Below are 24,515 nucleotides of genomic sequence, written 5' to 3' on the forward strand. Positions count from 1 at the left end.
ACCAGATCGTCTTTAAAGGGCGTTTGAGCGATATCGTGTGGCGGTTAGCCTTTTCAGGGCGGCGAAGGGGAGACTGACTCACCAACCGTGGCGACTTTCGACTTGAAACCTTTTGCCACGCCACCGTTCGCCTTGGACGTTCTTGCCGGTGAATTACGGCTAGTGTCGAGTTTGCCGCTGCCTACCGTTTTCACTTTGCGCGGTGGCCGAGCAACCTTGAAAGTCTGAACCGCGAGGCGAGCGTGGCGAAGCGCCGGGTCAGTGCCGATCTGCGTGTCAAGCACTGCGACAATCTCCGACAAAGTCGGCTTGGAGCCGTCTGACATCTGTCCATACGGTTGCAGGCCGAGATCGACGATTAGATAGATGCCGCGCCGGGTGCGGCCGTCGATTAGATACTGGTCGACCAGCTGAGTCCGCAGCTTGTCGTGGAGTTCCTGTCGCGACCAGCGGTGCGCGATTTTGATCTCGACCACGACGACCTCGTCGCCGCCGAGCCGCAGCTCGATGCGTAGGTCCGTCCTGTTCTCGCCCGCCGTAACGGATTCCTGCGTGACGGAATACCACGCACGGTGCCGGCGATCGAGTTCATGGCCGAGCCAAGCGCGGAACTCGGCCTCGATCATGTTCTTGTGCAGCAGCCCGCGGCGGTCGAACTCGGACGCCGCAAGGTCGCGCTCGATGCCGGCGATCGTCATCACCACTAGGTCCATCAGCGCGTCGCCGTCGGCTGGCAATCGGCCGAGTTCGGCCTCGTGGCGCCTGATATCGTCCATCGTCCACGGACGGGGGCGCGCCGCGTCGTGTGCGTGCTTGACCAGCCAGTGCCGCGCCCAATCACCGTAGCGCGGCGCGATGCGGGTTGAGACGAAGTTCTCGAGCACTGCGCGCCCCTCCGGCGTGTAGTCCTGGTCGAGCATGGCCGACACGTGACGCCTGACCTCCTCGGCACGCTGCCGTGGACCTCGTCTGTGCAGGCGGTCGTTGATGGCGTCGTCGGCGGGATCGACTTGGTCGAACACGAAGGAGGCCAGCGCCGCGACCGTGGTGGCGGGCAGCGGCGCAATCCGCCTTGGCGCGCCATGGTCGCGGTCGAGCAGTGACGACAAGACGTCGAGCGCGCGGGCGATCCCATCGCTGTCGGCGAGCGGACCGCGCGTCCAGCGCAGCAGCTGGTCGATGGCGTCGGGATCGTGGTGCGCCCAGACCCGCAGCCAGGTGAGCGCGCGCGACACCGCCCCCTCCGCCATCGCGTCGCGGGCGTGGCGACGCGCGGCGGCCGACGCAGCCTGCGCGCAGCTCGGATCCTTCACGACGATCCGCCCCGCCATTGCGATGTCGGACACGTTGACGACACCGGTGGTCGACAGCATCCCGGTCAGCGTCGCCGCCAGCGGCGCCGCCATCGTGTCGCCGCCCAGCGCGATGCGCGTCAGCGCGTGCCCGGCGGGCCTGTCGTCGGCGATCCCAGGTCGCGCGAGCTCGGCCGCGACGCGCTGGCCCGCGACCTCGCGCCACAGGTCCGGGCGCCGCGCCACGACCGCGGTCGCCCAGTCCGGCCAGTCTTGGCCGAGGTCGATCGCGAGGCGCAGCGCCCTGAGGGCTCGGTCGCCCTCGTCGAACCAGCGTGGGTCCGCCCGCCATGCGAAGCCGGTTCCCGCGTGGGCAAGCATGTCCAGCGGATCATAGTGACCGATCCGCCCGGTCGGCCGGTGCCGGTCGGCGTGGGCGATGGCGCCGGCGACCAGCCGCCGGGCGAGCGGCGCCCAGCGCTTATCGCGGAGCGCGGTCTCGTCGGGCAGGTCAGCGGTCTCGCCAAACAGCGCCGCGTAGACGGTGAGGGCGGGGCGCCCACGTGCCAGGCGGAACCAGTTGCCGGCGAGCGACCGCAGCATCGCACCGGCGTCGCGGCGCTCGGACCACCAGTTGGCGATGCGCCAGCCGCGGTGCCGCAAGCCGCCGTGGCGTTCCTCGGCCCACCAGTTGCGCAGGCGCGCGACTGGCTTCGGCGACAACGCCCGCAGGGTGTCCGTGTCGATACCGGACGGATGCCGTAGCGCCGCCGCCGCGAGCCGGCGACGCGTCGCCCGCCCGCCGGGCACGTAGGACCACCACCGGATGGCCTCGGCGATCCGATCGCGCATGTGGCCCGAGCTGTCGCGATACATGCGGAACATCCAGTCGAGGTCGGTCGCCCGCACCTCGTCGGGCAGGCCCGGCTCGATGAGCAGCGTGCGGACCGCTTCGAGGTCGAGTCTTTCGCCGGGCTGCGCGGCAACGATCGCGAACGCTGCCTGGCGGAACGCCGCGCCCTTGCGGATCGCGGAGAACAGTGCCTCGTCCTTTGCCAGCGCGTAGCCGTGCCGCCCGCCGCCGCCTCGGATCGTCCGCAGGAAGCGGCGCAGCGTCGCCAGCATGGCCGCGTCGATCAGGTCGGGGCGCTCGGCGACAACGCGGGCGAGCGTGGCGCCGAGCGCGCGCAGGGAAATCGAGCCGCGCGCGGAGACCGCCGAGCGTGGGGCGGAGGCGGCGAAGCTCATCGCGTCGAGCCCGGCCGCGAGGACGGGCAGGTCGGCGGCGGGCGCCGCCACCATCGCCGGGACCAGGCGGACCCCGGCGGTCGCGTACTGCTTGCCGGTGGTGAGCCGCAGCAGCCGCAGCGCGGTGTCCGCGCCAAACGCCGACGGATAGCCGGCCGCGATGAGCCGGACGATTATCTCGTCGTCGCGCTCGGCCTCGAACCGGATCTCGCCGGGCGGCCGCAGCGGCGGTCCCCATGCGACCAGGTCGCTGGCCGCCTCGGCGAGGTTCGCGGGTGCGCCGCAAGCGGCCAGCGCGACGACGGCGGTCAAACGAAGGCCGGACGGCGCGAACCCGCCGCCGACCATGGCGGCCAGCTGCGGCCCGGCGGTGCTGTATTTGCCTGCCCGGGCGATCTCGACGAGATGTTCCTTCGCCGCGCCCCGTGCGCCGGCCAGCAGCGCGACGGCGTGGTCCTCCAGCGCCGGGCGAGCGAACCGGCGGAGCGCGGCTTGGTCGAGATGGTAGCCCCCCGGAAGCCAATCGGCACCGCCGCCGACGTGCCGGCTCAGTGCCGCGGCGAGGTCGTCGACCGGCAGGGTGCGCGGATCGCCGTCCTGTATCAGCCAGACCGGGCCGTGATCCAGCAGAAGGGCTAATGCTGTGCGGTCGTGGCTCGCCAGCCAGGCGAGCATGGGTCCATGTGCTGCGGGCACCAGCGTCTGGCCGAACGGTGTGGCCAGGAAGGTGCCGACTGTGGCTTCGGCGGAGGCGCCGACCCGGATCGCGTCGCGCAAGTGCTCAGCAGCTAGCATTGCGGTCACCTCGGGTCGGTAGAACCGGATGGTGCCAGCTTCGGCCGGCGCGAACAGCGGGGTCGCTAGCAGTCCGCGGACGTCGGCGATCGTCATCGCTGCCGGCCCGACGGTGAGCAGCGCGGCTGCGTCGATCCCGGACGCCCCCCGGCCGGGCAGCGCGATGTCGCGAGACTGCGCGACGGTCAACGCGAAGGCCAATCGGCGCACGGCGCGCATCGCGGCGACCTGGTCTGCGGGCGGGCGGGGCGCCTCGGCGTCCGCATCCCGTAGCCGCCGCTCCACCGACGCCCGCAGCACCGCGCCACGCGAGGCGAACGACCGTTCGAGGCTGTCGCCGCCGCGGTGGGCGACGTAGTGGTCCGCGTAGTGGATCGCGTCGAGCGGCGTCCGGGCGTCGTCGATGAGGTCGCTCGCCTCGAGCAGCGCCATAAGCCCGTCGTCGGCGCCGCGCGAGCGCGCCAGCAGCATGATCCGGTCCTCGTCGAGCGGTGCCAGGGCGAGGCGCACCACGCCGCCGTCCGTGTCGCCGCGCGCCGCCGCCATACGCCCGGCGAACGCCTCAAGCGGCTCCTGCTCCGACCGGTCGTGCCATTCGCTGCCGCGCGAGGAGACGACCAGGCGGATTCGCGATACGGCGGCGCCGAGCGCGGCCTGCAGCGCGGACAGCGCGTCGGGCAGCGGCGTAGTAGTAACCATGCTGGGCAGCTTAGCCTCGTCGACCGAGTCGAGCATGAAAACGGCCTCGCCGCGCCCGACGATCCAGCGGTCGAACGCGGCGCGCTGCGCTTCGTCGTCGAGCGCCGTGCGGAAGTCCATGGAGCAGAGTCGCTCGATGCGCATGTAAAACGCGTCACCATCGGCGCGGCGCAGTGTCGCCGCTCGCTCGCGCATTTCGTGTGACTTGCCGGCGCCTGCCTGGTCGAGCAGAGCGACGACGCGGTGCCCTAGCGCCCAATCCCAGTCGCGCGTCTCCTCCCGCCGCGACGCAGCCGCCCACGGATCCGCGCCGCGCAACTCCTGCGGCAGGAAGCGGCGGTCTAGGTCGATGCCGCGCCCCGCGGCGGCTGGGCGCGCTGCGGCTGTCACCCTCATTCGGGCCGGAAGGCGTCGCCCTTCGTGGCGCGCGCGGTGGCGACCTCGACGATGCGGTCGGCGACCCGGTCGCGGTCCTTCCACTTCATCACGAGCTTGCCGGGATCCATGCCGTATTCGGCGACGACGTCGAGCAGCTGTTCGTGGCTGAGCGGCGCCAGCGCCTCGCGCAGCTGGCCGGGTCCCGACCGGGCGAGGTCGATTGGGTCGAGCGCCGCCGCCGCCCTGCGCCCGCCCTTGCGCGCGCCCTCGGCCCGTAGCGCCTTCGCGCGCCGCCCCGCCACCGGGGCGGGCGGCGGACCGGCCATGATCCCTTCCAGCGTGGCGGCGAATGCGGGATCCCGCGCCGCCTGCTCGGCGACCGCGGCGGCGAGCTTCGCCAGGCGTGTCCTGAGGTTCATCACTCCATGTCCAGTCGCGTCAGCAGCTCCTGCGCCAGGTCGATATAGCGCGTCGCGAGGTCGCCGTAGCCGTACTTCTGCTTAAGCGTGCGGCGCTCGGTCTGAAACTCGGCGGCCGCCGCGATCTGGTTGGCTTGGCGGATTACGGTCTCGAACACCGGCGGGTCGCCGCGGCGGCGCAGGTCGCGCGACACGTTGACGTGGATCGTGCTCGCCTCCTGGTACTTGGTGATGACGATGCCCAGCGGCTCGATGTCCTCGGCCACTTCCTTCGAGAAGTTGCCGACGCGGGTGACGATCTGCGGGATGCCGTAGGTCGACAGTACGTCGGGCACGGTTGGGATGATGTAGCCCTCCGAGATGCGCAGGCCGTTCAGGGTGATGATGCCGAGGTTGGGCGGGCAGTCGACCAAAACGATGTCGTAGTCGTCGAGGATCGGCTTCACCGCGAGGCGCAGCAGGTCGATCGGTGTCACCGAGTAGAACTGCCCGGTCGGCGCGCTGGCGAGCTTGTCCTGGACGTCGATCAGATCGAGGCTTGACGGCAGCAGGTCGACCTTCTGCGCGCCCTGCACGTCGGACACGCCCTTCTGTAGCGCCTTTGACAGGTCGAACGATTTGTTGTGCGGGTCGAGCGCGTCCTTGAACAGTGTGGCGAGCGTCCAGCCCTTCTCGTTGATCTCCTTCCAGCGCTTCTCGCCGATCAGGATGGTGGTGGCGTTGGTCTGCGGGTCGAGGTCGATGACCAAGACGCGCTTGCCGAACTGCGAGGCGAGCGTCTCGGCGAGCGCTACGGTGGTCGTCGTCTTGGCGACGCCCCCCTTGAGGTTGATGAGTGAAACGACGCGGGCCATGGGCACCTTCCTTCTCCTGAGCCAGGCGCGGACCTGGGTGGTCCTGAAGACAGGTCCCGCCGCGAGTTCGACGACTGGCTTGGGAAAGTCAGCGAATCGGGTTCTCCAATTCGCAACCGCTTGCCTCGAAACCGCGGCCATCGCCGCAATCTCGTTGACCCCTACCAATTCATCTTGCTCAGCCAGTGACTTGCTCCGCCTGTTTACGATGAACACAGATACTGTGACCATCGTTCACAGTCAAGCAGATTTATCGGCCGAACGTATGAACGTCGACCGCGCCTGGGTAGCGTCATCGTCTTGGCTCGCAGGCCAACTGCGCAGCATCCAGTTGGGCAGGATGTGCTCGCGGTTGAAACAATCGCGTGCCATCTGCGCGCGCTATATATCGTTGAGCGCGACGGTCGGCTGTCTGCAGCTCCAGCCAACAATTTGCGGGCGCACATGGTCAAACTACGCAAACTTCCCGTTGACAATTGTCAACGGTCCTTTATGTAAGCTCCATGCCGCGACCCGTGCACCCTAACAAGGAAATCGAGGCCGCCGTTGCCGAGGCGGAGAGCAAGGGATGGCGCCTAGTCATCTCGAAAGGCCACTCTTGGGGAAAGCTCTTCTGCCCATTCGCCGATCGTTCGGGATGTATGTGGCCTGTTTGGAGCACGCCGAAAAACCCGGAGAGCTTCGCTAAGCAGCTCCGGAAGAAGGTGGCGAAGTGTGCACATGTGGAAGATTGAGAAAGGGACTGCCATGAACAGCTACGAATTCACGATCGTCGCGACCGGCCTCCCCATCGACGGCGATGAGTGGCCGGACCGCTTCTACGAGGCTGGCTGTGACGACGCACTCGTCGGACTGCAGCGCGGCCTCTTCGTCCTCGACTTCGACCGTGAGGCCGACACTCTCACCATAGCGGTTGAGAGCGCATGCTCGGACATTCGCCGCGCCGGCGCCACCATTGTCCGGATCGAGCCGGATCCCCTTGTCAGCGCGAGCGACATAGCGGAGCGAGCCGAGATTACGCGTCAGTCGGTCTCGCTCTATGTGAACGGCGAGCGCGGCGAAGGATTCCCTACGCCCGTCGCGTGTGTCAGCGGCTCACGCCCGCTCTGGAAGTGGAGCGAAGTCGCAGTCTGGTTGCATGCGGCCGGCAAGGTCGAGCAGCCGATCGTCGAGATGGCCCAGCTGATGGACCGCCTAAATGCAGAGGGGCAGTCTATTGGTCAGCCGACAGATGATGAGGCGCCGGCGCCCACAGTCGCGACCGTGCAATCTGAATACGTGAAGGCGGAGTTTTACACGCGGCGGAAGATCGACAGGCCAAAGCTCCGTGTCGAGCAGCTCGGGGGATCGGCACGCCATCGCCGAGGCTTCGACCTTCGGCCATCCATGCTAGTCCAACAAATGGTGCATTGATGTACGTCACCACATTCTATTCCTACAAGGGCGGCGTTGGCCGGACGATGGCGCTCGCCAACGTCGCGGCCCTGCTCGCGCAGGCGGGCAAGCGTGTCCTCATTGTGGACTTCGACTTGGAGGCACCCGGTGTCCCAAGCTACGGGGCACTCAACTGCGCACGTGGCCGTCCCGGGATCGTCGACTACGTCCACCACTATCTGGAGACGTCCGAGTCACCGGATGTAGCTGATTTCATTGTGAAGTGCCCGCTCGACGGGGAGCATGCGGTCTGGGTCATGCCCGCGGGTGACAACACGCAAGCCTCCTACTCGGACCGGTTCGCGAGCATCGACTGGGGCTTCCTCTACGAGCATCAGCACGGCTACGAAATGCTAGAGGATCTGAGGCGTCAGTGGGCCATGCACGAGGCCGGCTTCGATTACGTGCTGATCGACAGCAGGACCGGCAACACCGACATCGGCGGTATCTGCACGAGACAGCTTCCGGACGCGGTCGTGACGATGTTCGTGCCCACCGAGCAGAACATCGATGGCCTCATCCCGATCGTGGGCCAGATCCGAGAGGAGACGATCGATCAAGATCGTCGCATCGAGCTGATCTTCTGCCCGTCGAACATCCCCGACCTGTTTGACGAGGACGACATCTTGGGCAAAGCGCTCAAGAGCGCCGCGCGCCGGTTGGGCTACGGCAATCCGGCCGAACTCGAGCCCCCGGTGACACAGGTCCACCACTGGTCCAACATGGAGCTGCTGGAGCAGCCCCTGATCGTCCTCAGCCGAGGCCAATCAAAGCTCGCCAAGGAGTATGGCGAGCTCAGGACAGCCATCATCGAGCAGAACCCGGTCGATCGCGAAGGCGCAGTGGCCGCACTCAAGCGCTTGCCCCAAATCTTCGAGGCCGCGCGCAAGGCAACGAAGGGGCAAGCAGCGACCAAGGTGATCGAGCGCGCGAATGAGATTGCGCGGCTCCACGAGGGCGACGGCGAGATCGCGTTCATGGCGGCGGGCATCTTCTCCGCGGCTGGCGAGTACGAGCAGGAAGAGCGCACCCTTTCCGACGTAATCCGCGCGGGCATGAAGACCGAGCGGGCGCGGATGCTGCGCGCGATCGCCCGCCTCAACCTCAACAAGAAGGAGGAGGCTCTGGAGGACCTGAAGGCCGTTCTCTCGTCGCCGAGTGGAACCATCTTCGAGTTCAGGCCCGCGGCGCAACTGCTACGTGCGATGGCAGACGATCCCGTTATGGATGCGCTCGCCATCTTCCAGCGGCCAGAAACGAGGCTCAGGTCGAAGATCGTGCTGTCACATCTCCTCATGCAGGATCGGAGTAACCACGACCTCGTCGCCAATGAACTTTTGGCCGCCTCACGCCACGACGAGATGTCCGCGGAGTTGCAGAAGGACGTCAACAACGCGATGATGCTCGCGCTGATTGGCGCAGGCCGCTTCAGCGAGGCGGTGGAGATCGGCAACCGAGAGGACGTAGACGATAACGTCGCGGCGCAGTTCAACCTCGCAATCGCCGAATGGGGCGCGACGGGGGCAGTGCCGACCGACCGCTTCGCGTCTCTCGACGCGCGACTTCCGGCCGACGACGATGGCGATCAAAACCTCCACCAATGCATCGCGCTGGTCCGGGGCATCGTGGGGCGGACCGACGAGGCGCTCCACGAGATCGCTCGCGCCGAGGAGCGGATAACCACGAGCGGTAATGCCTTCAGCTGCTGGACCTTCACCCACCGGTCCGGAGAGGAGTTCTTCGGGGACCTGCAAGAGATGCGGGAAATGTTGCAGATTGGGGAAATTCCCAAGCCGCCGTTTCTTGACCATCTCGATTGACGAGGATTGCCGTTGCACCCGTCGTGAATCGTTCCTACAATCCGTATTGACCGAAACCAACGGCTTCACCGACGGTTAATTGATCTCGTGATAGCCTCAAGCCAGATGGGAGACTGAATATGGTGCATGACTCCGGTGCGGACGCCTGACGACCGCAACAGCGTTCAAGTTCAACAACCCGGCGAGCGATCGCCGGGTTTTATTTTGGATGGCAATCTCCATCTATCCCCGACGGCCATCGGCGTGACTCGACCACCTGTCATCGTGTGATTCTAACCGCGAGGCACCGAAATTCTCCAATGATCTGAGTGCCCAACTTTGTCCCCTGTGGGGCACCACTATCTGAAACCGGCACAAATGCGCGGTTTCATGAGACCCCATAGAGGGCTGTCTGAGAACTGCGCTCACGGTTGGTGCAGGCGCACCAGGAAGCGTGATCATCCCCTCGCCGCGTAACCCTGCGGCTGTTTCGCCGGATCGATGCCTTGCGCCTGTAGCGTCTGTTTAAGCATCTCGCGGACATCAAGGCGATCCGAGGCCCTGATGTTCGCGCCAAAAATGTACCACGCGATATTGACGATCCTATCGTCGCTTTCAGCCTATAATCGCGACAGAACGTAACGCGACAGGCGTTACGCTATCGCTGGCAGGCCGGCCAAATGCTTCTCCAGCGTGATCGGATAGTCACGAACCCGCACGCCGGTCGCGTTGTAGACGGCGTTGGCGATCGACGGCGCCACGCCCGACAATCCGAGTTCGCCGACGCCCTTCGCCTTGACCGGCGACATCGTGGCATCGACCTCTTCGATGAAATAGGCGTCCAGATGCGGAACGTCGGCGTGGACGGGCACTTCGTAGCCGGCAAGGTCGTGATTGACGAAGAAGCCGAAGCGGGTGTCGACCGCCATCTCTTCCATCAGCGCGGCACCGATTCCCATCGTCATGCCGCCGACCACCTGGCTACGCGCGGTCATGGGGTTCAGGATGCGTCCGGCGGCGCAGACCGCCAGCATCCGCCGGACCCGGACGATGCCGGTATAGGCGTCCACCGCGACTTCGGCAAAATGCGCGCCGACGGTCTGCTGCGCATAGCGACTGGCGAGATCGCCATATTCCATCGCGTCCTCGGCGACGATGTCGCCGTCCCTCGCGGCGTCGGCCAGCGGCACTGACCGGCCCGCCGAGACGACCCGCCCGTCCGCGAACGTCACGTCCGCGGTGTTGAAGCCCAGCCGCTGCGCGACCAGCGCGCGCAGTTTCGCACAGGCGGCATAGACCCCCGCGGTCGCCGATGCGGCGCCCGCCTGACCGCCCGAACCGGGGGTGACCGGGAATGTGGAATCGCCCAGCCTCGCGGTGACGCGGTCGAGCGGTACGCCCATCATCTCGGCGGCGGTCTGCGCGACGATCGTGTAGCTGCCCTGGCCGATGTCGGTCATGTCGGTTTCGACCGTGACGTGGCCGTCCTTGCCGAGCCGCACGCGTGCGCCCGCCTTCATGATCGGCGCACCGCGGATTGCACTCGCCATGCCCATGCCGATCAGCCACTTGCCGTCGCGCCGACTGCCCGGCTTCGCCTGCCGCGCGCCCCAACCAAACTTTTCCGCGCCTTCGGTCAGGCACTGGATGAACGGCCTAGTCGAGAAGCGGCGCTCGGGCTTTTCGGGGTCGACCTGGGTGTCGTTGGCGATGCGCAGCGCGACGGGGTCCATGCCCAGCCTTTCGGCCAGCTCGTCCATCGCCACTTCCAGCGCCATCATCCCCGGCGCCTCGCCCGGCGCGCGCATCGCATTGCCCTCCGCCAGGTCGAGCGTCGCGAGATAACGGCGCAGCAGGCGGTTTTCGCCCGCGTACATCAGCCGGGTGGGAAGCGTGCACGGCTCGGTCCGGCCGCCGGGCAGATTGCCGGACCAGCAGTCGTGGCCGATGGCAAGCAGCCGCCCGTCCTTCGCCGCGCCCAGCCGGACCCGCTGAATCGTCTTGGGGCGATGGATGGTGTTGTTGAACATGATCGCGCGTTGCAGCACCACCTTTACAGGACGGCCCGACACCCGCGCAGCAATCGCGGCAAGCGCAAGATCGCTCTGCGTCGTGCCCTTGCCGCCGAAGCCGCCACCGATGAAAGCGGAGTGGAGCCGGATATTCTCCCGCGGCGTTCCGATGATGAGGCCAAGGTCGCGGCATCCCCAGTCCATCGACTGAATCGCGGTCCAGCACGTCAGCCGGTCGCCATCCCAGCGCGCGATGGTGGCGTGCGGCTCCATCATCGCATGGGCCTGATCGGGAACGGCGTAGGTTTCGTCTACCGTGACCGGCGCGTCCGCGAACGCGGCGGCGAAGGCACCGACCGAAACCTCGGACGCGCCGCCGAACGGCTCCTGCGCCGCGATCGGGGCCGATGGCTTCTGCGCGACGAGATCGAACTGGCCCTTGGCCCGCGCGTAATCGATTCGGACCAGTGCGGCGGCGGCGCGTGCCTGTTCGAACGTGTCGGCGACGACGACGGCCACCGCCTGGTGATAATGATCGACCATCGGCCCCGCCAGGACGCGCTGCACGTAGAACTTGCCGACGCCGACGGGGCCGGCATTCTCGTGCGTGACGACCGCACGGACGCCGGGTGCGGCGCGGGCGGCGGCGGTGTCGATCGCGGTGATCCGACCCTTCGCGATCGCTGCGCCCAGAATATAGCCATAGGCCGCATCGGGCGCGGCATCGTGATGCTCGGCGGCGTAGCGCGCGGTGCCGGTGGCCTTGAGCGGCCCCTCCACGCGCGGATGGGCGCGGCCGACCACGTCCAGCCGGTCGATCGGCGTCGTGCCGGCGGGGGTGTCGAACTTCATGGCGTCGTCTCCAGTTCGGCCAGGAAGGCGTCGTGCGTCAGCGGGCGGGAGAACATAGGGAAGGTTTTCGTCACCGACGCCGCCTGTTCCTCGGCGCTCAGCGTCGCGGTGCAATCGGTCAGCGAGACCACGCGGAAGCCGCGCTCATAGGCCGACCGCATCGTCGATTCGACGCAGCAGTTAGTCAGGAAACCAGCGATCGCCAGATCGGTGATGCCGCGCTGGCGCAGGATGAAATCGATGTTCGTGCTGGCGAAGCAATCCAGCCCGCGCTTGCCCTCGATCACGATGTCGCCGTCGACCGGGGCCATCGGGGCGGCGATCTCCGCACCCCAGCTGCCCTTGCGGAACGCCTGCGCCTGCACGATCCCGGCGAGGATGCCGTAAGCGTCGGCGGGGATCTCGGGATAGCCGTCGGCGAAACCGATCGGCGCGTGCATCACTGTGACGCCGCGATCGCGGGCGGCGGTTGCGACCGCGCGGCTGTGCGCCAGCATGTCGGTGTCGGCCATCACCGCCTTCACTGCATCATGCTGGACGCCGCCTTCGCTCACGAAGTCGTTCTGATACTCGATCAGCAATAGGGCGGTCTTTTCGGGTGTCATCTTGCATTCTCCCATTTGGCCCGTTCCGAAGGTGGCTCACGCCACCGCCGGTAACCGGTCGAGATGCTTGTCGAGCGTCAGCGGATAATCGCGCAGGCGCACGCCGGTCGCGTTGTACATGGCGTTGGCGACCGCCGCGCCGACGCCGCACAGGCCGAGTTCGCCGATACCCTTGGCCTTCATCGGATTGGCCTTGTCGTCGGCCTCGTCGAGGAAGATCACCTCCTGGTGCGGGATATCGGCATGGACCGGGACCTCGTAGCTGGCGAGATCGTGGTTGACGAAGAAGCCGAAGCGCCTGTCGACCGCCAGTTCCTCCATAAGCGCCGACCCGACGCCCATCGTCATCGCGCCGATCACCTGGCTGCGCGCGGTCTGCGGATTAATGATCCGCCCTGCGGCGCACACCGCCAGCATCCGGCGCAGCCGGGTCGCGCCGGTGTACATGTCCACGCCGACCTCCACGAAATGCGCGCCGAACGTGGACAGCTGCCATGTCTTGTCGAGCGTGCCAAACTCGATCTTGTCCTCGGCCACCAGCTCCCCTGCGGCGGCGGCGCGACGCAGGTCTGCGGACCGGTTGCCGCTGATCACCTTGCCGCCCTCGAACGCTACGTCGGCCGAATTATAGCCAAGCCGCTGGGCCACGGCCTCGCGCAGCTTGACGCAAGCGGCATAGACGCCCGCGGTCGCATTGGCCGCACCGAACTGGCCACCCGATCCGGCGGAAACCGGAAAAGCGGAACTGCCGAGCTTCACGATCACGGATTCGAGCGGCACGCCCATCATCTCCGCGGCAGTCTGCGCGATGATCGTATAGCTGCCGGTGCCGATGTCGGTCATATCGGTCTCGACTGTGACGACACCGTCCCGGCCCAGCCGGACGCGCGCGCCCGATGGCATATTCATGTGATTGCGGAAGGCGGAGGCTACACCCATGCCGACCAGCCATTTGCCGTCGCGGACCTGCGCGGGCTGGGCCTTGCGACGCGACCAGCCGAACTGCTGCGCGCCTTCGGTCAGACAGCGGACGAGCTGGCGCTGCGAGAAACGCCGCTTGGGGTCCTTGGGGTCGACCTGCGTGTCGTTCTTCACGCGAAAGGCGATCGGATCCATGCGGAGCTTCTCGGCCATCTCGTCCATCGCGACTTCCAGCGCCATCAGGCCCGGGGCCTCACCCGGCGCTCGCATCGCATTACCCTCGGGCAGGTCGAGCACGGCAAGACGCATCGACGTCAGCCGATTGGCACCCGCATAGAGCAGCTGCGTCTGCAGCACCGCGGCTTCGGGACCGCCGTTGGGCTGATCGCCCGATCCGCTTTCATGCGCGATCGCGGTGATCGTCCCGTCCCGGGTCGCACCGATGCGGATGCGCTGGCGCGTGGCGGGGCGATGCGTCGTGTTGTTGGCCATGAACGGCCGGCTCATCGCGACCTTCACCGGGCGACCGGCAGCCTTGGCGCCGAGCGCCGCCAGCACCGCGTCGCTGCGCAGGAACAGTTTCCCACCAAAACCGCCACCGACATAGGGCGACAGAAACGTCACCTTGTCCTTCGGTATGTTTAACGTGGTGGCGAGATCGGTGCGGCCCCAGTCGATCATCTGGTTCGACGTCCACACGGTCAGTGCGTCGCCGTTCCACGCGGCGATCGAGGCGAACGGCTCCATCATCGCATGGCTGTGATCCGGCGTCGTATATTCGGCGTCGAGCGTGACCGGCGCGGACGCGAAGGCCGCTTCGAACGTGCCGACCCGGTCCTCGCCCTTGCCGGGCTTGTCCGCATCGGTCAGCGGGGCCGACTTCAACGCGGCGTCGAGGTCGAACCGACCCTTTCCACGGGCATAGTCGACGCGGACGAGGCCGGCCGCCGCGCGCGCCTGTTCGAACGTCTCGGCGACCACGACCGCGACCGCCTGATGGTAATGATCGACATCGGGTCCGGCCAGCAACTTGACGGTGTTGTACTTGCCCTTGCCAAGCTTGCCCACGTCGGCCGCCGTCACGATTGCGATTACGCCGGGTGCGGCCTTCGCCGCGGCGGTGTCGACCGTGCTGATGCGTCCCTTGGCGACGGCGGCACCGACAACATAGCCGTACGCGGCGTTCTCGATCTCGCCGTGACGTTCATAGGCATAGGGTGCCAGCCCGGTGGTCTTGAGCGCGCCGTCGATGCGGGTCTGCGCGCGCCCGACGACCTTCATCCGGTCGATCGGGTTGGCGACCGCGGGTGTTTCGAATTTCATGAGCCTATGCCTTCGCTTCGGCGAGGACCGAGGCCAGCGCGCGGGTGGCAAGTGGCAGCTTGAACGCATTGTCTTTGGTCGGCGTCGCGCCCTGGAACGCGCGCGCGGTCACCGCTGCGGCACCGCGTGGCAGCAGCGCATCTGCCGCCTCGACACGCCACGGTTTCGGCGCCACGCCGCCGAACGCAACACGCCCGGTGCCGTCGGCCTGAATCACCGCCGCGACCGATACCAGCGCATAGGCATAGGACGCGCGGTCGCGTACCTTTTCGTAGAAATGCTTGCCGCCGAGCGGTCGGGGCAGGGTCACCGCGGTGATCAGTTCGCCCTGCTTCAGCACGGTATCCTGCTGGGGCGTGTCGCCCCACAGCCGATGGAAGTCGGCGATCGGGATCGAGCGGCGCTGGCCGGTTGCGTCCACCGTCTCGATCACCGCGTCGAGCACACGCATTGCTACCGCCATGTCGCCCGGGAACGTCGCGATGCACCTGTCGCTGACGCCGATCACGCCCAACTGGCGCGAATAGCCGCCGATCGCGGCGCATCCCGAACCCGGCTTTCGCTTGTTGCACGCCATGTTGGTGTCGTAGAAATAGGGGCAGCGTGTCCGCTGGAGCAAATTGCCCGCGGTCGACGCCTTGTTGCGCAACTGGCCCGAGGCGCCCGCGACGATCGCGCGGGTCAGAACGCCGTAGTCGCGCCGGATGCGCTCGTCGGCGGCGAGATTGGTATTGGTCACCAGTGCGCCGATGCGGAGACCGCCGTCAGCGGTCGCCTCGATCGTGTCGAAGCCGATATCCTGCACGTCGACCAGATGCGTCGGCGTCTCGACCTCGATCTTCATCAGGTCGAGCAGGTTGGTCCCGCCCGCAATGAACTTGGCGGCAGGGTTGGCGGCCACGGCGCGCGCTGCGCCACGGGCATCCTTGGCGCGTTCATAGGTGAAAGCTCTCATGCTTTTGCTCCCGCGACTTCGGCCATGGCCTCGGCGATGTTGGAATAGGCACCGCAGCGGCAGATGTTGCCGCTCATCCGCTCACGCATCTCGACGTTCGTCGCGGTCGGCCTGCTCATCAGGTCGCCCTGCGCGTGACTGGGAACACCGCGCTTGATCTCGTCGAGCACCGCGACTGCGGAACAAATCTGCCCCGGCGTACAATAGCCGCACTGGTAGCCGTCGTGCTTGATGAAGGCCGCCTGCATCGGGTGCAGCTTGTCCGGTGTGCCCAACCCCTCGATCGTCGTGATTGCGTCGCCGTCGTGCATGACCGCCAGGCTTAGGCAGGAATTGATGCGTACGCCGTCGACCATCACTGTGCAGGCACCGCACTGGCCATGATCGCAGCCCTTCTTGGTGCCCGTCAGCTGCAGATGCTCGCGCAGCGCGTCGAGCAGGGTCGTGCGCGGATCAAGATCCAGTTCCCGCTTTTCTCCGTTGACCTCGAACCGCACGGGCACGGTCGCGGTCGCTTCCGGCGGGGGTGGTGATGCGGCGAGCGCGCTTCCCGGTGAAGCGACGACCACGGCAGTCGCCGCGCTGCCGGCCAGCAGACCGCGTCGTGAAAGCTCAATTTCTGATGTGCGGGGCATGGATTTTGCGCTCCTTTGGCCCCAACGGGCACCTGCGATAGAATTTCGATCTGCGTCATTGCCGTGGGACCGTCTTAACGTGTCAGCCGCCGCTATAGTGCGTGCGCAGTATTCAACGAGGCGGTGAGTGCTGCTCAACTTCATGCGAGGCTGCGGGAGGGGCCGCAGGATGCTCAATTGCCCTTCTTGATCTGCACCGTGACCGACCCGGGCGTATCGAACATGCTCGCGTCGCCGTTGACCCGTCCGAGAACGACGATCCCAGGCGATGGAACACGGCCATTTCGGTAATAGATGACGAAATCATTCGTGCCCCACAGCCCGATCGTTCCGGCCGAGAAGTCGGTCTGCCGCGAGCCGTTAGGCAAAGGTGCAGGCAACGGTCCTGTCTTCTCTTGTCGGAGATGATCGCGCATCTCGATGGTGAGCGGGAGCCTGGCCAGCAGCGCCCGCGTGGCGGGACTATCGACGAGGTCGGCAGTGATCCGGCCTCGTTCGGAGGATATCACGATGCCTCTGCCTACGACCGCACGCGTCGCCGACGAGGTATCGCTATCGCTGTTCTCCACCGCCGTGCCTCCGCTAATTGTGTTGGGTGCATCACTGAAGCGGTCCTCGGCGCCACACCCGGATGCCAGACTGCCCGTCACGATCAGCATCGCCATCTTCATCCCGATTTTCACTGTCGCCGCCTTCCACAAATGCGTTTGCGGGCATTTCCACGCGGATGATGGAAGCCGGATCGATCTCGGCACCCATCGGTCCTGCGGAGTTCACGGCTTGCCGCTGTCCGTGCCGGGACCGGCGCGATATTGCGCGTCGGTCACCTGCTCCATCCACTTGACCGGCGAGCCGTTCAGCGATTCCTGGATCGCGATATGGGTCATCGCCTGCGTGGGGGTGGCGCCGTGCCAGTGCTTGCGATCGGGCGGACACCACAGCACGTCGCCCGCCTGAAACTCGATCGTCGGACCGCCTTCGACCTGCGTCCACCCGACCCCTTCCGTCACAATCAGCGTCTGACCGAGTGGATGGGTATGCCACGCGGTACGAGCGCCGGGCTCGAAATGGACCGTCGCGCCGCCGACCCGGGAGGGCGAGGGACGCTGGAACTGCCCGCTGATAGTCACCTTGCCGGTGAAATACTCCGGCGAGCCGTCGGTCGTCTTTTGATCGGCCTTGCGCGTGACTTCCATGGTGGATCTCCTGTCCTGGGCCTGAGCAGAGTGCGAAATGGTCATTGTCATGATTGCCAGCATTACGCCGCGGATGGTCGTCGAACCGATGGTCCTCATTGCGTCATCGCCCTTGCGAAAATTGTTGCTGTGGAAGGGTTCTCGGTCGGTGTGCATCAGAACGTTGCCGTGGATGACCGGTCGGTGGTCCTGCTTCCGGCGTGGCCGAGCAGTGCCGAGCCAAGAAGAACCAGCGCCGCGGCAAGGAAGGTGGCGCTTGGTCCGAAAGCATCGAACAGCAGGCCCCCCCCGGCGGCCCCCAGCGTGATCGCAAGCTGCACCACGGCGACCATCAGCCCGCCCGCCGCTTCCGCATCCTCGGGCAGCGTGCGGCTCAGCCATGTCCACCAAGCCACCGGCAGTGCGGTGCCGACGAAGCCCCACGCGCCCAGCAGCAGAGCGACGGCGACGGGGATAGAACCAAGCGCGATCAGGGCGAATGCGATCCCCGCCATGATGACCGGAGCCGCGACCAACGTAACCGACAGGTTCCAAGCGACGAAGCGGCCGATCAGCCAGGTGCCCGCAAGGCCTGCCGCGCCCATGCCGAGCAGCATGGCCGAGAGGAGCGAGACGCTGACGCCCGTGACCTGCTCGAGGAACGAACGAAGATAGGTGAACAGCGCGAACTGCCCCATGAACAGCAGGCCGACCGCGGCCATGCCGATCCGCGCTTCGGGCCGACGCAGCACACCGAGCGAACCGGTCGCACCGGACGCGCGCCTGGGGGGCATCGACGGCAGCGTCGCCCACTGCCACGCAAACGTCGCGACGGCGAGCGGGACAACGATGAAGAATGCGCCGCGCCAACCGATATACTGGCCCAGGAAGCTGCCGAGCGGGGCGGCGATCGTCGTCGCCAGCGCGTTGCCGCCGTTCAGCAGGGCCAGTCCCTTGGGCACCTGTTCGGTCGGCACGAGGCGCATGACCGTCGCCGTCGACATCGACCAGAACCCGCCGATGGCGATGCCGAGCAGCGCGCGGCCGGCGACCAGCACGAGGTAGGTGGGCGCGAACGCCACCGTCAGTCCGGAGACCAGCATCAACAGGGTTAGGCCGAGCAGCAGATGGCGTCGGTCCACACCCGCTGCCAGCGACGCAATCGTCAGGCTGGTCACGACCGCGAAGATGCCGGACACTGAAATGGCCTGCCCAGCCGCCCCTTCCGTGACTCGCAGGTCGGCCGCGATCGGCGTCAGGATGCTGACCGGCATGAATTCGGACGCGATCAGCGTGGACACGCACAAGGTGAGCGCCAGCACCGCACCCCAGCGCGCCGTTGATGCCGCCGGCGGGAGATGCCGGGCGTCGGTGTTTGCCATGCTGGTCATGCCTGTGTCCCTCTGGTCCTGTCGGGCCTTCGAGACACGATTATGGGGGCGGGAGCGGCACAGGGTTAGCGGGCGTCTGATCCATGCCACGATGAGCAAGGCTCATCATCGCGGCCGGTCATGACCCCATCGGATGGATTTCCCTGATGAGCTCGATGAGCAGGCGAAGCCCCGTCGGCACCTGCCGCCGGCCCGAATAATAGATATGAAAGCCCGGGCCGGTTGATACCCAGTCCTCAAGGACGGCGTGCAACTCGCCGCTGTTCACGAGTGATGCGACCGTGGGTTCGGGAAGATACGCCAGCCCGACGCCGCGCCGGACGAGGCTCAGCCCGAACTGGGTCTCATCGAAGGTGATCGGCCCCGGAACGTCCAGCTCGAACGCCTCGCCCTCCTTGTCGAACTCCCAGCGATAGATGCTGCCGTCGCCCAGCCGAATCCGCAGGCAGCGGTGTTCCTTCAGTTGAAGCGGATGCGTGGGGACACCGTGCTTCGCCAGATAGGCTGGAGAGCCGACGACGACCCAACGGATATCAGGCGACAGTCTTTGAGCGATCATGTCCTCGGGGACGGTGCCGCCATAACGAATGCCGGCATCGGCCCCTTCCGAGATGACATCGACCAGATGGTTGGTGACGGCCACGTCGATCTGGATATCGGGATACCGCTCCACGAAGATCGGCAGGACCGGACCCAGCAGCAGCGTGGCGGCATGTTCGAGGATGTTCAGGCGGATGCGACCGGAGGGCTCGTCACGGTAGCGGTTGAGGGCCTCCGCGGCGGATCCGATTGCCTCGAACGGCTCGACGATCTTGCCCAGAAGCTCCTCTCCCGCGGCCGTCAGCGTGACGCTTCGGTTGGTCCGGTTCAGCAGCCTGACGCCGAGCCGGGTTTCGAGGCCCTTGAGCGAATGGCTGAGCGCCGAGGCGCTGACGCCAAGATCGAGGCCGGCACGCCGAAAGCTGTGATGGTTGGCGATCGCCAGGAAATAGCTGAAATCGGCAAGGTCGGTGCGGCTGATCTTCATGGCCGCATCCTGCCCGCTATGCCCATCGGTGGCAATTTGCGTCGGGCGATCGGCGAAAACCGTCCTGCGAAAGGCGCCGTCGCGTCAGCATATTCCAGCCGCAGCCCCCACTTTCGCCCGGCCCGGCGATCCACGAGGCCTTCATCTTCGGCCGTCCCTCGGGACGCAAATTCTCCAATGATCTAAGTGCCCAGCTTTGTCCTCTATGGGGCACCACCTCCCGATAACAATTTCTGACACTCGCTGCCGAGCGTGCGTTCGAATGGCACATTTTTAGGGTCCTGCCTGCGGCGGCTTTGCACAGGAGGTGGGTGGCGACGCTTCGCCTAACTTGTATCGCTGCGATCGTTGTGGCCCTGAACTAACGCAAATTCAGCTCGTGCGTGATCGGCGGCCAATGATGGGCGGTTCGCACCCTGAAGGTTGCTATCGACGCAAGGAATTACCTGCTCCCCAATCAGACACGCCCCGGCTTTCACCGGGGCGCTTCCTGTCCAACAAACCGGCAGGGTCCTGCCCCGCCGACCCGCAATCAGTACATGTGCTGGCCGCCGTTGATGCTGAGCGTCGAGCCGGTGACGAACCCGCCCTCTTCCGAACACAGGAAAGCGACGCCGCGCGCGATTTCGCTCGCCTGACCCAGCCGGCCGACGGGAATCTTCGCCACGATCTTTTCGAGCACGTCGGCCGGCACTGCCGCGACCATGTCGGTGTCGATATAGCCCGGAGCGATCGCGTTGACGGTCACGCCGAACCGTGCGCCTTCCTGCGCCAGCGCCTTGGTGAAGCCGTGAATACCCGACTTGGCGGCGGCATAGTTGACCTGACCATATTGGCCGGCCTGCCCGTTGATCGAACCAATGTTGACGATACGGCCCCATTTGCGGTCCCGCATGCCGGGAAAGGTCGCCTTGGCTAGGTTGAAGCAACCGCCAAGGTTCGTGCGGATCACGTCGTCCCACATGTCGTAGGTCATCTTGAGCAAGGTACCGTCGCGAGTGATGCCCGCATTGTTGACGACAATGTCGACCGGACCGACCGCTTCCTCGATCGCCTTCACGCCCGCCTGCGTCGCATCGAAATCGCCCACGTCGAACTTGAACGCAGCGATGCCGGTACGGTCGCTGAATGCCTTCGCCTTTTCGTCGTTGCCGGCATAGTTTGCCGCGACGGTGACTCCCATGTCCTTCAGCGCGAGGCTGATCGCCTCGCCGATGCCGCGCGTGCCGCCGGTGACGATCGCTACCCGTGCCATGCATTCTCTCCTACGACTGTTTGGTCCCTGCTAGGCGGGGTCGATCCAGCCCGCAAGTTCGCGTGCGATAATGTTGCGCAACATTTTATTGCCTGTGGGCTCGGCGTTCAGACAAGGAAGATAGGCAAAATCGGTGCCGCCCGCTGCTTCGAAGCTTTCGCGACCACGGATCGCCAGTTCCTCCAACGTCTCCAGACAGTCCGCCGAAAAGCCGGGCGCAAAGATCGCGACGCGGCGCTTGCCGGCCTTCGCAAGTTCGACCAGCGTTTCGTCGGTGGCCGGGCCGAGCCATTTCGCCGGGCCGAAGCGCGACTGGAAGGCGATGGTCAGCGGCCGGCCTAGTGCTTCGGACACCAGCCGCGCCGTCTTCTGGCAGTGACAGTGATAGGGGTCGCCGAGTGCCAGCGTGCGCTTGGGCATGCCGTGGAAGCTGGCGACGATCGCATCGGGTTCGAAGGCGAGCTTGGCCAGATCCTCGCGCAGGGTCGTCACCAGTGCGTCGATATACAACGGATCGTCGTAATAGGGCGGCAAGGTGCGGATCGCCGGTTGCCAGCGCAACGTCGCGAGATGGGCAAACGCCTTGTCGTTGGCGGTAGCGGTCGTTGCTGCGCAATATTGCGGGTAGAGCGGTGCCAGCAGGATACGGTCGCACCCTTGTTGCCGCATCGTTTCGATCCGGCTGGCGATGGAGGGGTTGCCGTAGCGCATGGCCCAGTCAATGATGACTTCTTCACCGAACGCGCCTTGCATCGCATCCGATTGTGCGCGGGTGATAGCGGCGAGCGGCGACCCCCGTTCGCTCCACACCTGTTGATAGGCATGGGCCGACTTCTTCGGCCGGGTGTTGAGGATGATGCCGCGCAGGATCGGCTGCCACGCGATCGCCGGCAGTTCGACCACGCGCCGGTCGGACAGGAATTCGGCGAGATAGCGCTTCACCGATCGCGGCGAGGGATCGTCGGGCGTGCCGAGGTTCATCAGCAATACGCCGACGCGGCGCTTGGGAATGGCGGGGTGATTCGACGGCAGGTCCATGGGGCCACGTAACGCGCGACCGGCCCCAAGGTGGCAAGCCCTTTCGTCAGAGCAGCGGCAGCGTCCGGTAGCGCCGTCCGGTCGCGGCGTGGAGCGCGTTGGCGATGGCGGGGGCGACGACCGGCACGGCCAGTTCGCTGACGCCGCCGGGATCGCCGTCCGATTCGATCAGTTCGACCATGATGTCCGGCACATCGGCCAGCCGGGGCAGGTGCAACCCGCCAAAGCCCCGCACATCGGGCAGGTTCGCATCGAACCCGGTCGCGGCACCGGTCGCCTGCGCCATCCCGAAGATCAGCCCGCCCTCGATCTGTTGCCGGACGAGATCGGGGTTCACGACCCGGCCGCAATCGACCGCAACGACCAGCCGGTCGACCTTCACCCGCCGATCATCGCCGATATGCGCCTCCGCCATGCACGCGATCGCCGATCCGCGCATCCGGTGGCAGGCGATGCCCTGCGCGCTGCCCGGCACCCCGCCCTGCCAGCCACCCATGGTCGCGACCGTCGACAGGCAGCGGGCCAGCGCCACGTCGCCGCCGAGCATCGCGATGCGGAACGAATGCGCCTCCATCCCGGCGAACCCGGCCAGTTCGTCGAGGAAGCATTCGGTGAAGAAGGCGGTGTAGCTATGCGCGCCCGAACGCCACCAGCCGGCGGGCAGGCCGAGATCGGCGGGATGATGATCGACCGCGACATTGCCGACGCCGTAGGCCGGCACCGCGCCCTCGGTCGCCAGCGCATCGCCGCGGTCGCCGGGCAATGCCATGCCGAGCGAAGCGGCGACGTCGCCGCCCAGCAGCAATCGCGCCAGATCGCGCCCGGTGCGCGGCGCGGCGATCTGCGCGCGCCAGCCGAGGATGCGACCGCCTCGGCCCAGCCGGGCGGTCATCCGCGCGGCAGCGGGCGTGCGATAACGATCGGCCAGACAATCCTCGCCCCGCGACCAGGTCAGTTGCACCGGCCGTTCCAGCCGGCGCGCCAGCACCGCCACCTGTTCGGCGGCGCGGTGGTCGAGATTGGCCCCGAACGATCCGCCGGCGATGGTCGGGTGCAGGACGACGCGGTCCTCGCCGATACCGATCGCGCGCGCGGCGGCGGCGCGGGCCAGCGTCGGCGCTTGCGTAGGCATCCACAGCGTCAGCAAGCCGTCATTCCATTCGGCGGTCGCACAGGTCGGTTCGATCGCGGCATGGAGCGCGGCGCGCACGCGATAGGTCGCGGTCTGGGTCCGCCCGCCGGTGAATGCCGCATCGATATCGCCCGCCTCCTGCACCCGCGCGCCCTCCCCCGCCAGCGCAGCATCGAGCGCGGCGGCGATCGAGCGGTCGTCGATCAGCCCATGGGTTTCGAAGCGCGGTGCCATCGCATCGACCGCGCGATTGGCCGCCCACCAGGTCGTCGCGGCGGCGGCGACCCAGCGATCGGTTTCGATCACGCTGACCACGCCCGACACCGCCTCCGCCGCCGGTTTGTCGGCGCCCAGCAGCTTCGCGTCGCCGATCGGTCCCTGCCGGATCGAGGCGAAGACCATGCCGGGCTTGCGCACGTCGCCGGCGAATGTCGCGCTGCCATCGACCTTCGCCGGGGCGTCGAGCCGGGGGGCCGGCCTGCCGGTCAGCCGTTTGTCGTCGCCGGTCCGCAAGGGAAGCTCGCCCCCCGGCAGGCTCTCGCGCGCCGCGCGTTCGGCCAGCACGCCGAAGCGTTCGCGGCGGTCGCCCATCACGACGAAGCCATCGGCGGTGCCGCAACTGCGCCAGTCGCCGTCCCAGCCGCGCGCCGCCGCCTTGCACAACAACACCCGCGCCGCCGCCCCCGCCGCGCGCAGCGGCGCTTCGAACCGGCGGACCGAGGTCGAGCCGGCGGTCAGCATCAACGCGATCCGCTCGGCATGGGTCGCGCGCGTCGCTTCGGGAAGCAGCGCCAGCGCGTCGCCGAACAGGATGCCGGCGGCCAGCGGATTGGCGTAGAGCGGGTTGATCGGTGCCGCCTCGACCGCGACCGTTCGCCAGTCGGCCCCCAGTTCGTCGGCCACGATCTGCGGCAATGCGGTGTAGACGCCCTGCCCATGCTCGGTCTGCGGCACCGCGACGGTCACCTGTCCGTCGCTGCCGATCTTCAGATAGGCACCGAACACCGTCTCACCCGCCGCCGCGGCAAGGTTGACGCCGTAGCGACGCGGCCACAGCCCCCATGCGACGATCAGTCCGACCCCGGCACCGCCGCCGATCAGCAGGTTGCGGCGGGTGATGGTCGGACGTTCGGAAGCTGCCATAGGGAAGGCCGTAGCAAATCCTCCCCGGCACGGGGAGGGGGACGTAGCGGCGATCAGCGGCTTGCCGGGGGCAAGTCGCAGCCGCGAAGTCGGCTCGCAAGGCGAGCCGTGGGCGGAGCATGGTGGGGGGGGG

Annotated in this window: 17 protein-coding genes; 2 read left to right on the forward strand and 15 right to left on the reverse strand. The window is 66.8% G+C overall.

Features of this window, described 5'->3' with window-relative positions; translation table 11 throughout:
• Positions 1 to 53: 53 nt before the first annotated feature.
• The 3 genes from ASE91_RS02390 to ASE91_RS02400 are packed head-to-tail and all read right to left on the reverse strand — an operon-like array spanning position 54 to position 5,685.
• Positions 54 to 4,430 carry a hypothetical protein gene (locus ASE91_RS02390; RefSeq protein ID WP_156357618.1) on the reverse strand — a complete coding sequence of 1,459 codons (4,377 nt, stop codon included), beginning with the start codon at positions 4,428 to 4,430 and terminating at the stop codon, positions 54 to 56.
• Positions 4,427 to 4,831 carry a hypothetical protein gene (locus ASE91_RS02395; RefSeq protein WP_056622345.1) on the reverse strand — a complete coding sequence of 135 codons (405 nt, stop codon included), beginning with the start codon at positions 4,829 to 4,831 and terminating at the stop codon, positions 4,427 to 4,429. The genes ASE91_RS02390 and ASE91_RS02395 overlap by 4 nt, the downstream gene beginning before the upstream one ends.
• The gene (locus ASE91_RS02400; RefSeq protein ID WP_056622347.1) at positions 4,831 to 5,685 is read right to left on the reverse strand and encodes a ParA family protein; all 855 of its coding nucleotides are present in this window, start codon (positions 5,683 to 5,685) and stop codon (positions 4,831 to 4,833) included. The genes ASE91_RS02395 and ASE91_RS02400 overlap by 1 nt, the downstream gene beginning before the upstream one ends.
• 747 nt (positions 5,686 to 6,432) lie before the next feature.
• Between ASE91_RS02400 and ASE91_RS02405 the strand changes: the two genes are divergently transcribed.
• Together ASE91_RS02405 and ASE91_RS02410 are read left to right on the forward strand one after the other, a co-directional pair.
• Positions 6,433 to 7,098, forward strand: a complete 666-nt coding sequence (locus tag ASE91_RS02405; protein WP_156357619.1) for a hypothetical protein — start codon at positions 6,433 to 6,435, stop codon at positions 7,096 to 7,098.
• Positions 7,098 to 8,939 carry a KGGVGR-motif variant AAA ATPase gene (locus tag ASE91_RS02410; protein ID WP_056622349.1) on the forward strand — a complete coding sequence of 614 codons (1,842 nt, stop codon included), beginning with the start codon at positions 7,098 to 7,100 and terminating at the stop codon, positions 8,937 to 8,939. Before ASE91_RS02405 ends, ASE91_RS02410 begins: the two co-directional genes overlap by 1 nt.
• Before the next feature lie 632 nt (positions 8,940 to 9,571).
• Here the strand turns inward: ASE91_RS02410 and paoC (ASE91_RS02415) are convergent.
• The 12 genes from paoC (ASE91_RS02415) to ASE91_RS02470 form a co-directional block, all read right to left on the reverse strand.
• Positions 9,572 to 11,782: an aldehyde oxidoreductase molybdenum-binding subunit PaoC gene (paoC, locus tag ASE91_RS02415; RefSeq protein ID WP_055791675.1), complete on the reverse strand. Its 2,211-nt coding sequence runs from the start codon at positions 11,780 to 11,782 to the stop codon at positions 9,572 to 9,574.
• Entirely contained in the window at positions 11,779 to 12,387 is a 609-nt protein-coding gene (locus tag ASE91_RS02420; RefSeq protein ID WP_056622351.1) for a cysteine hydrolase family protein, read from the reverse strand. Before ASE91_RS02420 ends, paoC (ASE91_RS02415) begins: the two co-directional genes overlap by 4 nt.
• 36 nt (positions 12,388 to 12,423) lie before the next feature.
• A complete protein-coding gene (gene paoC, locus ASE91_RS02425) occupies positions 12,424 to 14,631 on the reverse strand; it encodes an aldehyde oxidoreductase molybdenum-binding subunit PaoC (protein WP_056622352.1) in 2,208 nt (735 codons plus the stop codon).
• Positions 14,632 to 14,635: 4 nt separating this feature from the next.
• Positions 14,636 to 15,586 carry an FAD binding domain-containing protein gene (locus ASE91_RS02430; RefSeq protein WP_056622354.1) on the reverse strand — a complete coding sequence of 317 codons (951 nt, stop codon included), beginning with the start codon at positions 15,584 to 15,586 and terminating at the stop codon, positions 14,636 to 14,638.
• Positions 15,583 to 16,221: an aldehyde dehydrogenase iron-sulfur subunit PaoA gene (gene paoA, locus ASE91_RS02435; RefSeq protein WP_082443367.1), complete on the reverse strand. Its 639-nt coding sequence runs from the start codon at positions 16,219 to 16,221 to the stop codon at positions 15,583 to 15,585. The genes ASE91_RS02430 and paoA overlap by 4 nt, the downstream gene beginning before the upstream one ends.
• Before the next feature lie 173 nt (positions 16,222 to 16,394).
• Positions 16,395 to 16,886 (reverse strand): cyclophilin-like fold protein, encoded by a 492-nt coding sequence (locus tag ASE91_RS02440; RefSeq protein WP_200911175.1) that lies wholly within the window; start codon positions 16,884 to 16,886, stop codon positions 16,395 to 16,397.
• A 108-nt stretch (positions 16,887 to 16,994) separates the two neighbouring features.
• Positions 16,995 to 17,573, reverse strand: coding sequence for a (R)-mandelonitrile lyase (locus ASE91_RS02445; protein ID WP_235513259.1), 579 nt, complete (start codon positions 17,571 to 17,573; stop codon positions 16,995 to 16,997).
• Entirely contained in the window at positions 17,573 to 18,778 is a 1,206-nt protein-coding gene (locus ASE91_RS02450) for an MFS transporter (RefSeq protein ID WP_235530270.1), read from the reverse strand. Before ASE91_RS02450 ends, ASE91_RS02445 begins: the two co-directional genes overlap by 1 nt.
• A gap of 127 nt (positions 18,779 to 18,905) precedes the next feature.
• Positions 18,906 to 19,814 carry a LysR family transcriptional regulator gene (locus ASE91_RS02455; RefSeq protein ID WP_056622358.1) on the reverse strand — a complete coding sequence of 303 codons (909 nt, stop codon included), beginning with the start codon at positions 19,812 to 19,814 and terminating at the stop codon, positions 18,906 to 18,908.
• 532 nt (positions 19,815 to 20,346) lie between these two features.
• On the reverse strand, positions 20,347 to 21,069 hold the full coding sequence (gene phbB, locus ASE91_RS02460; protein WP_056003576.1) for an acetoacetyl-CoA reductase: 723 nt from the start codon (positions 21,067 to 21,069) through the stop codon (positions 20,347 to 20,349).
• Positions 21,070 to 21,099: 30 nt separating this feature from the next.
• On the reverse strand, positions 21,100 to 22,107 hold the full coding sequence (hemH, locus tag ASE91_RS02465) for a ferrochelatase (protein WP_056622360.1): 1,008 nt from the start codon (positions 22,105 to 22,107) through the stop codon (positions 21,100 to 21,102).
• A 46-nt stretch (positions 22,108 to 22,153) separates the two neighbouring features.
• Positions 22,154 to 24,382, reverse strand: coding sequence for a xanthine dehydrogenase family protein molybdopterin-binding subunit (locus tag ASE91_RS02470; protein WP_056622362.1), 2,229 nt, complete (start codon positions 24,380 to 24,382; stop codon positions 22,154 to 22,156).
• Positions 24,383 to 24,515: the final 133 nt, after the last annotated feature.

The sequence above is a fragment of the Sphingomonas sp. Leaf62 genome (genome assembly GCF_001421915.1).
Lineage (GTDB): Bacteria > Pseudomonadota > Alphaproteobacteria > Sphingomonadales > Sphingomonadaceae > Sphingomonas.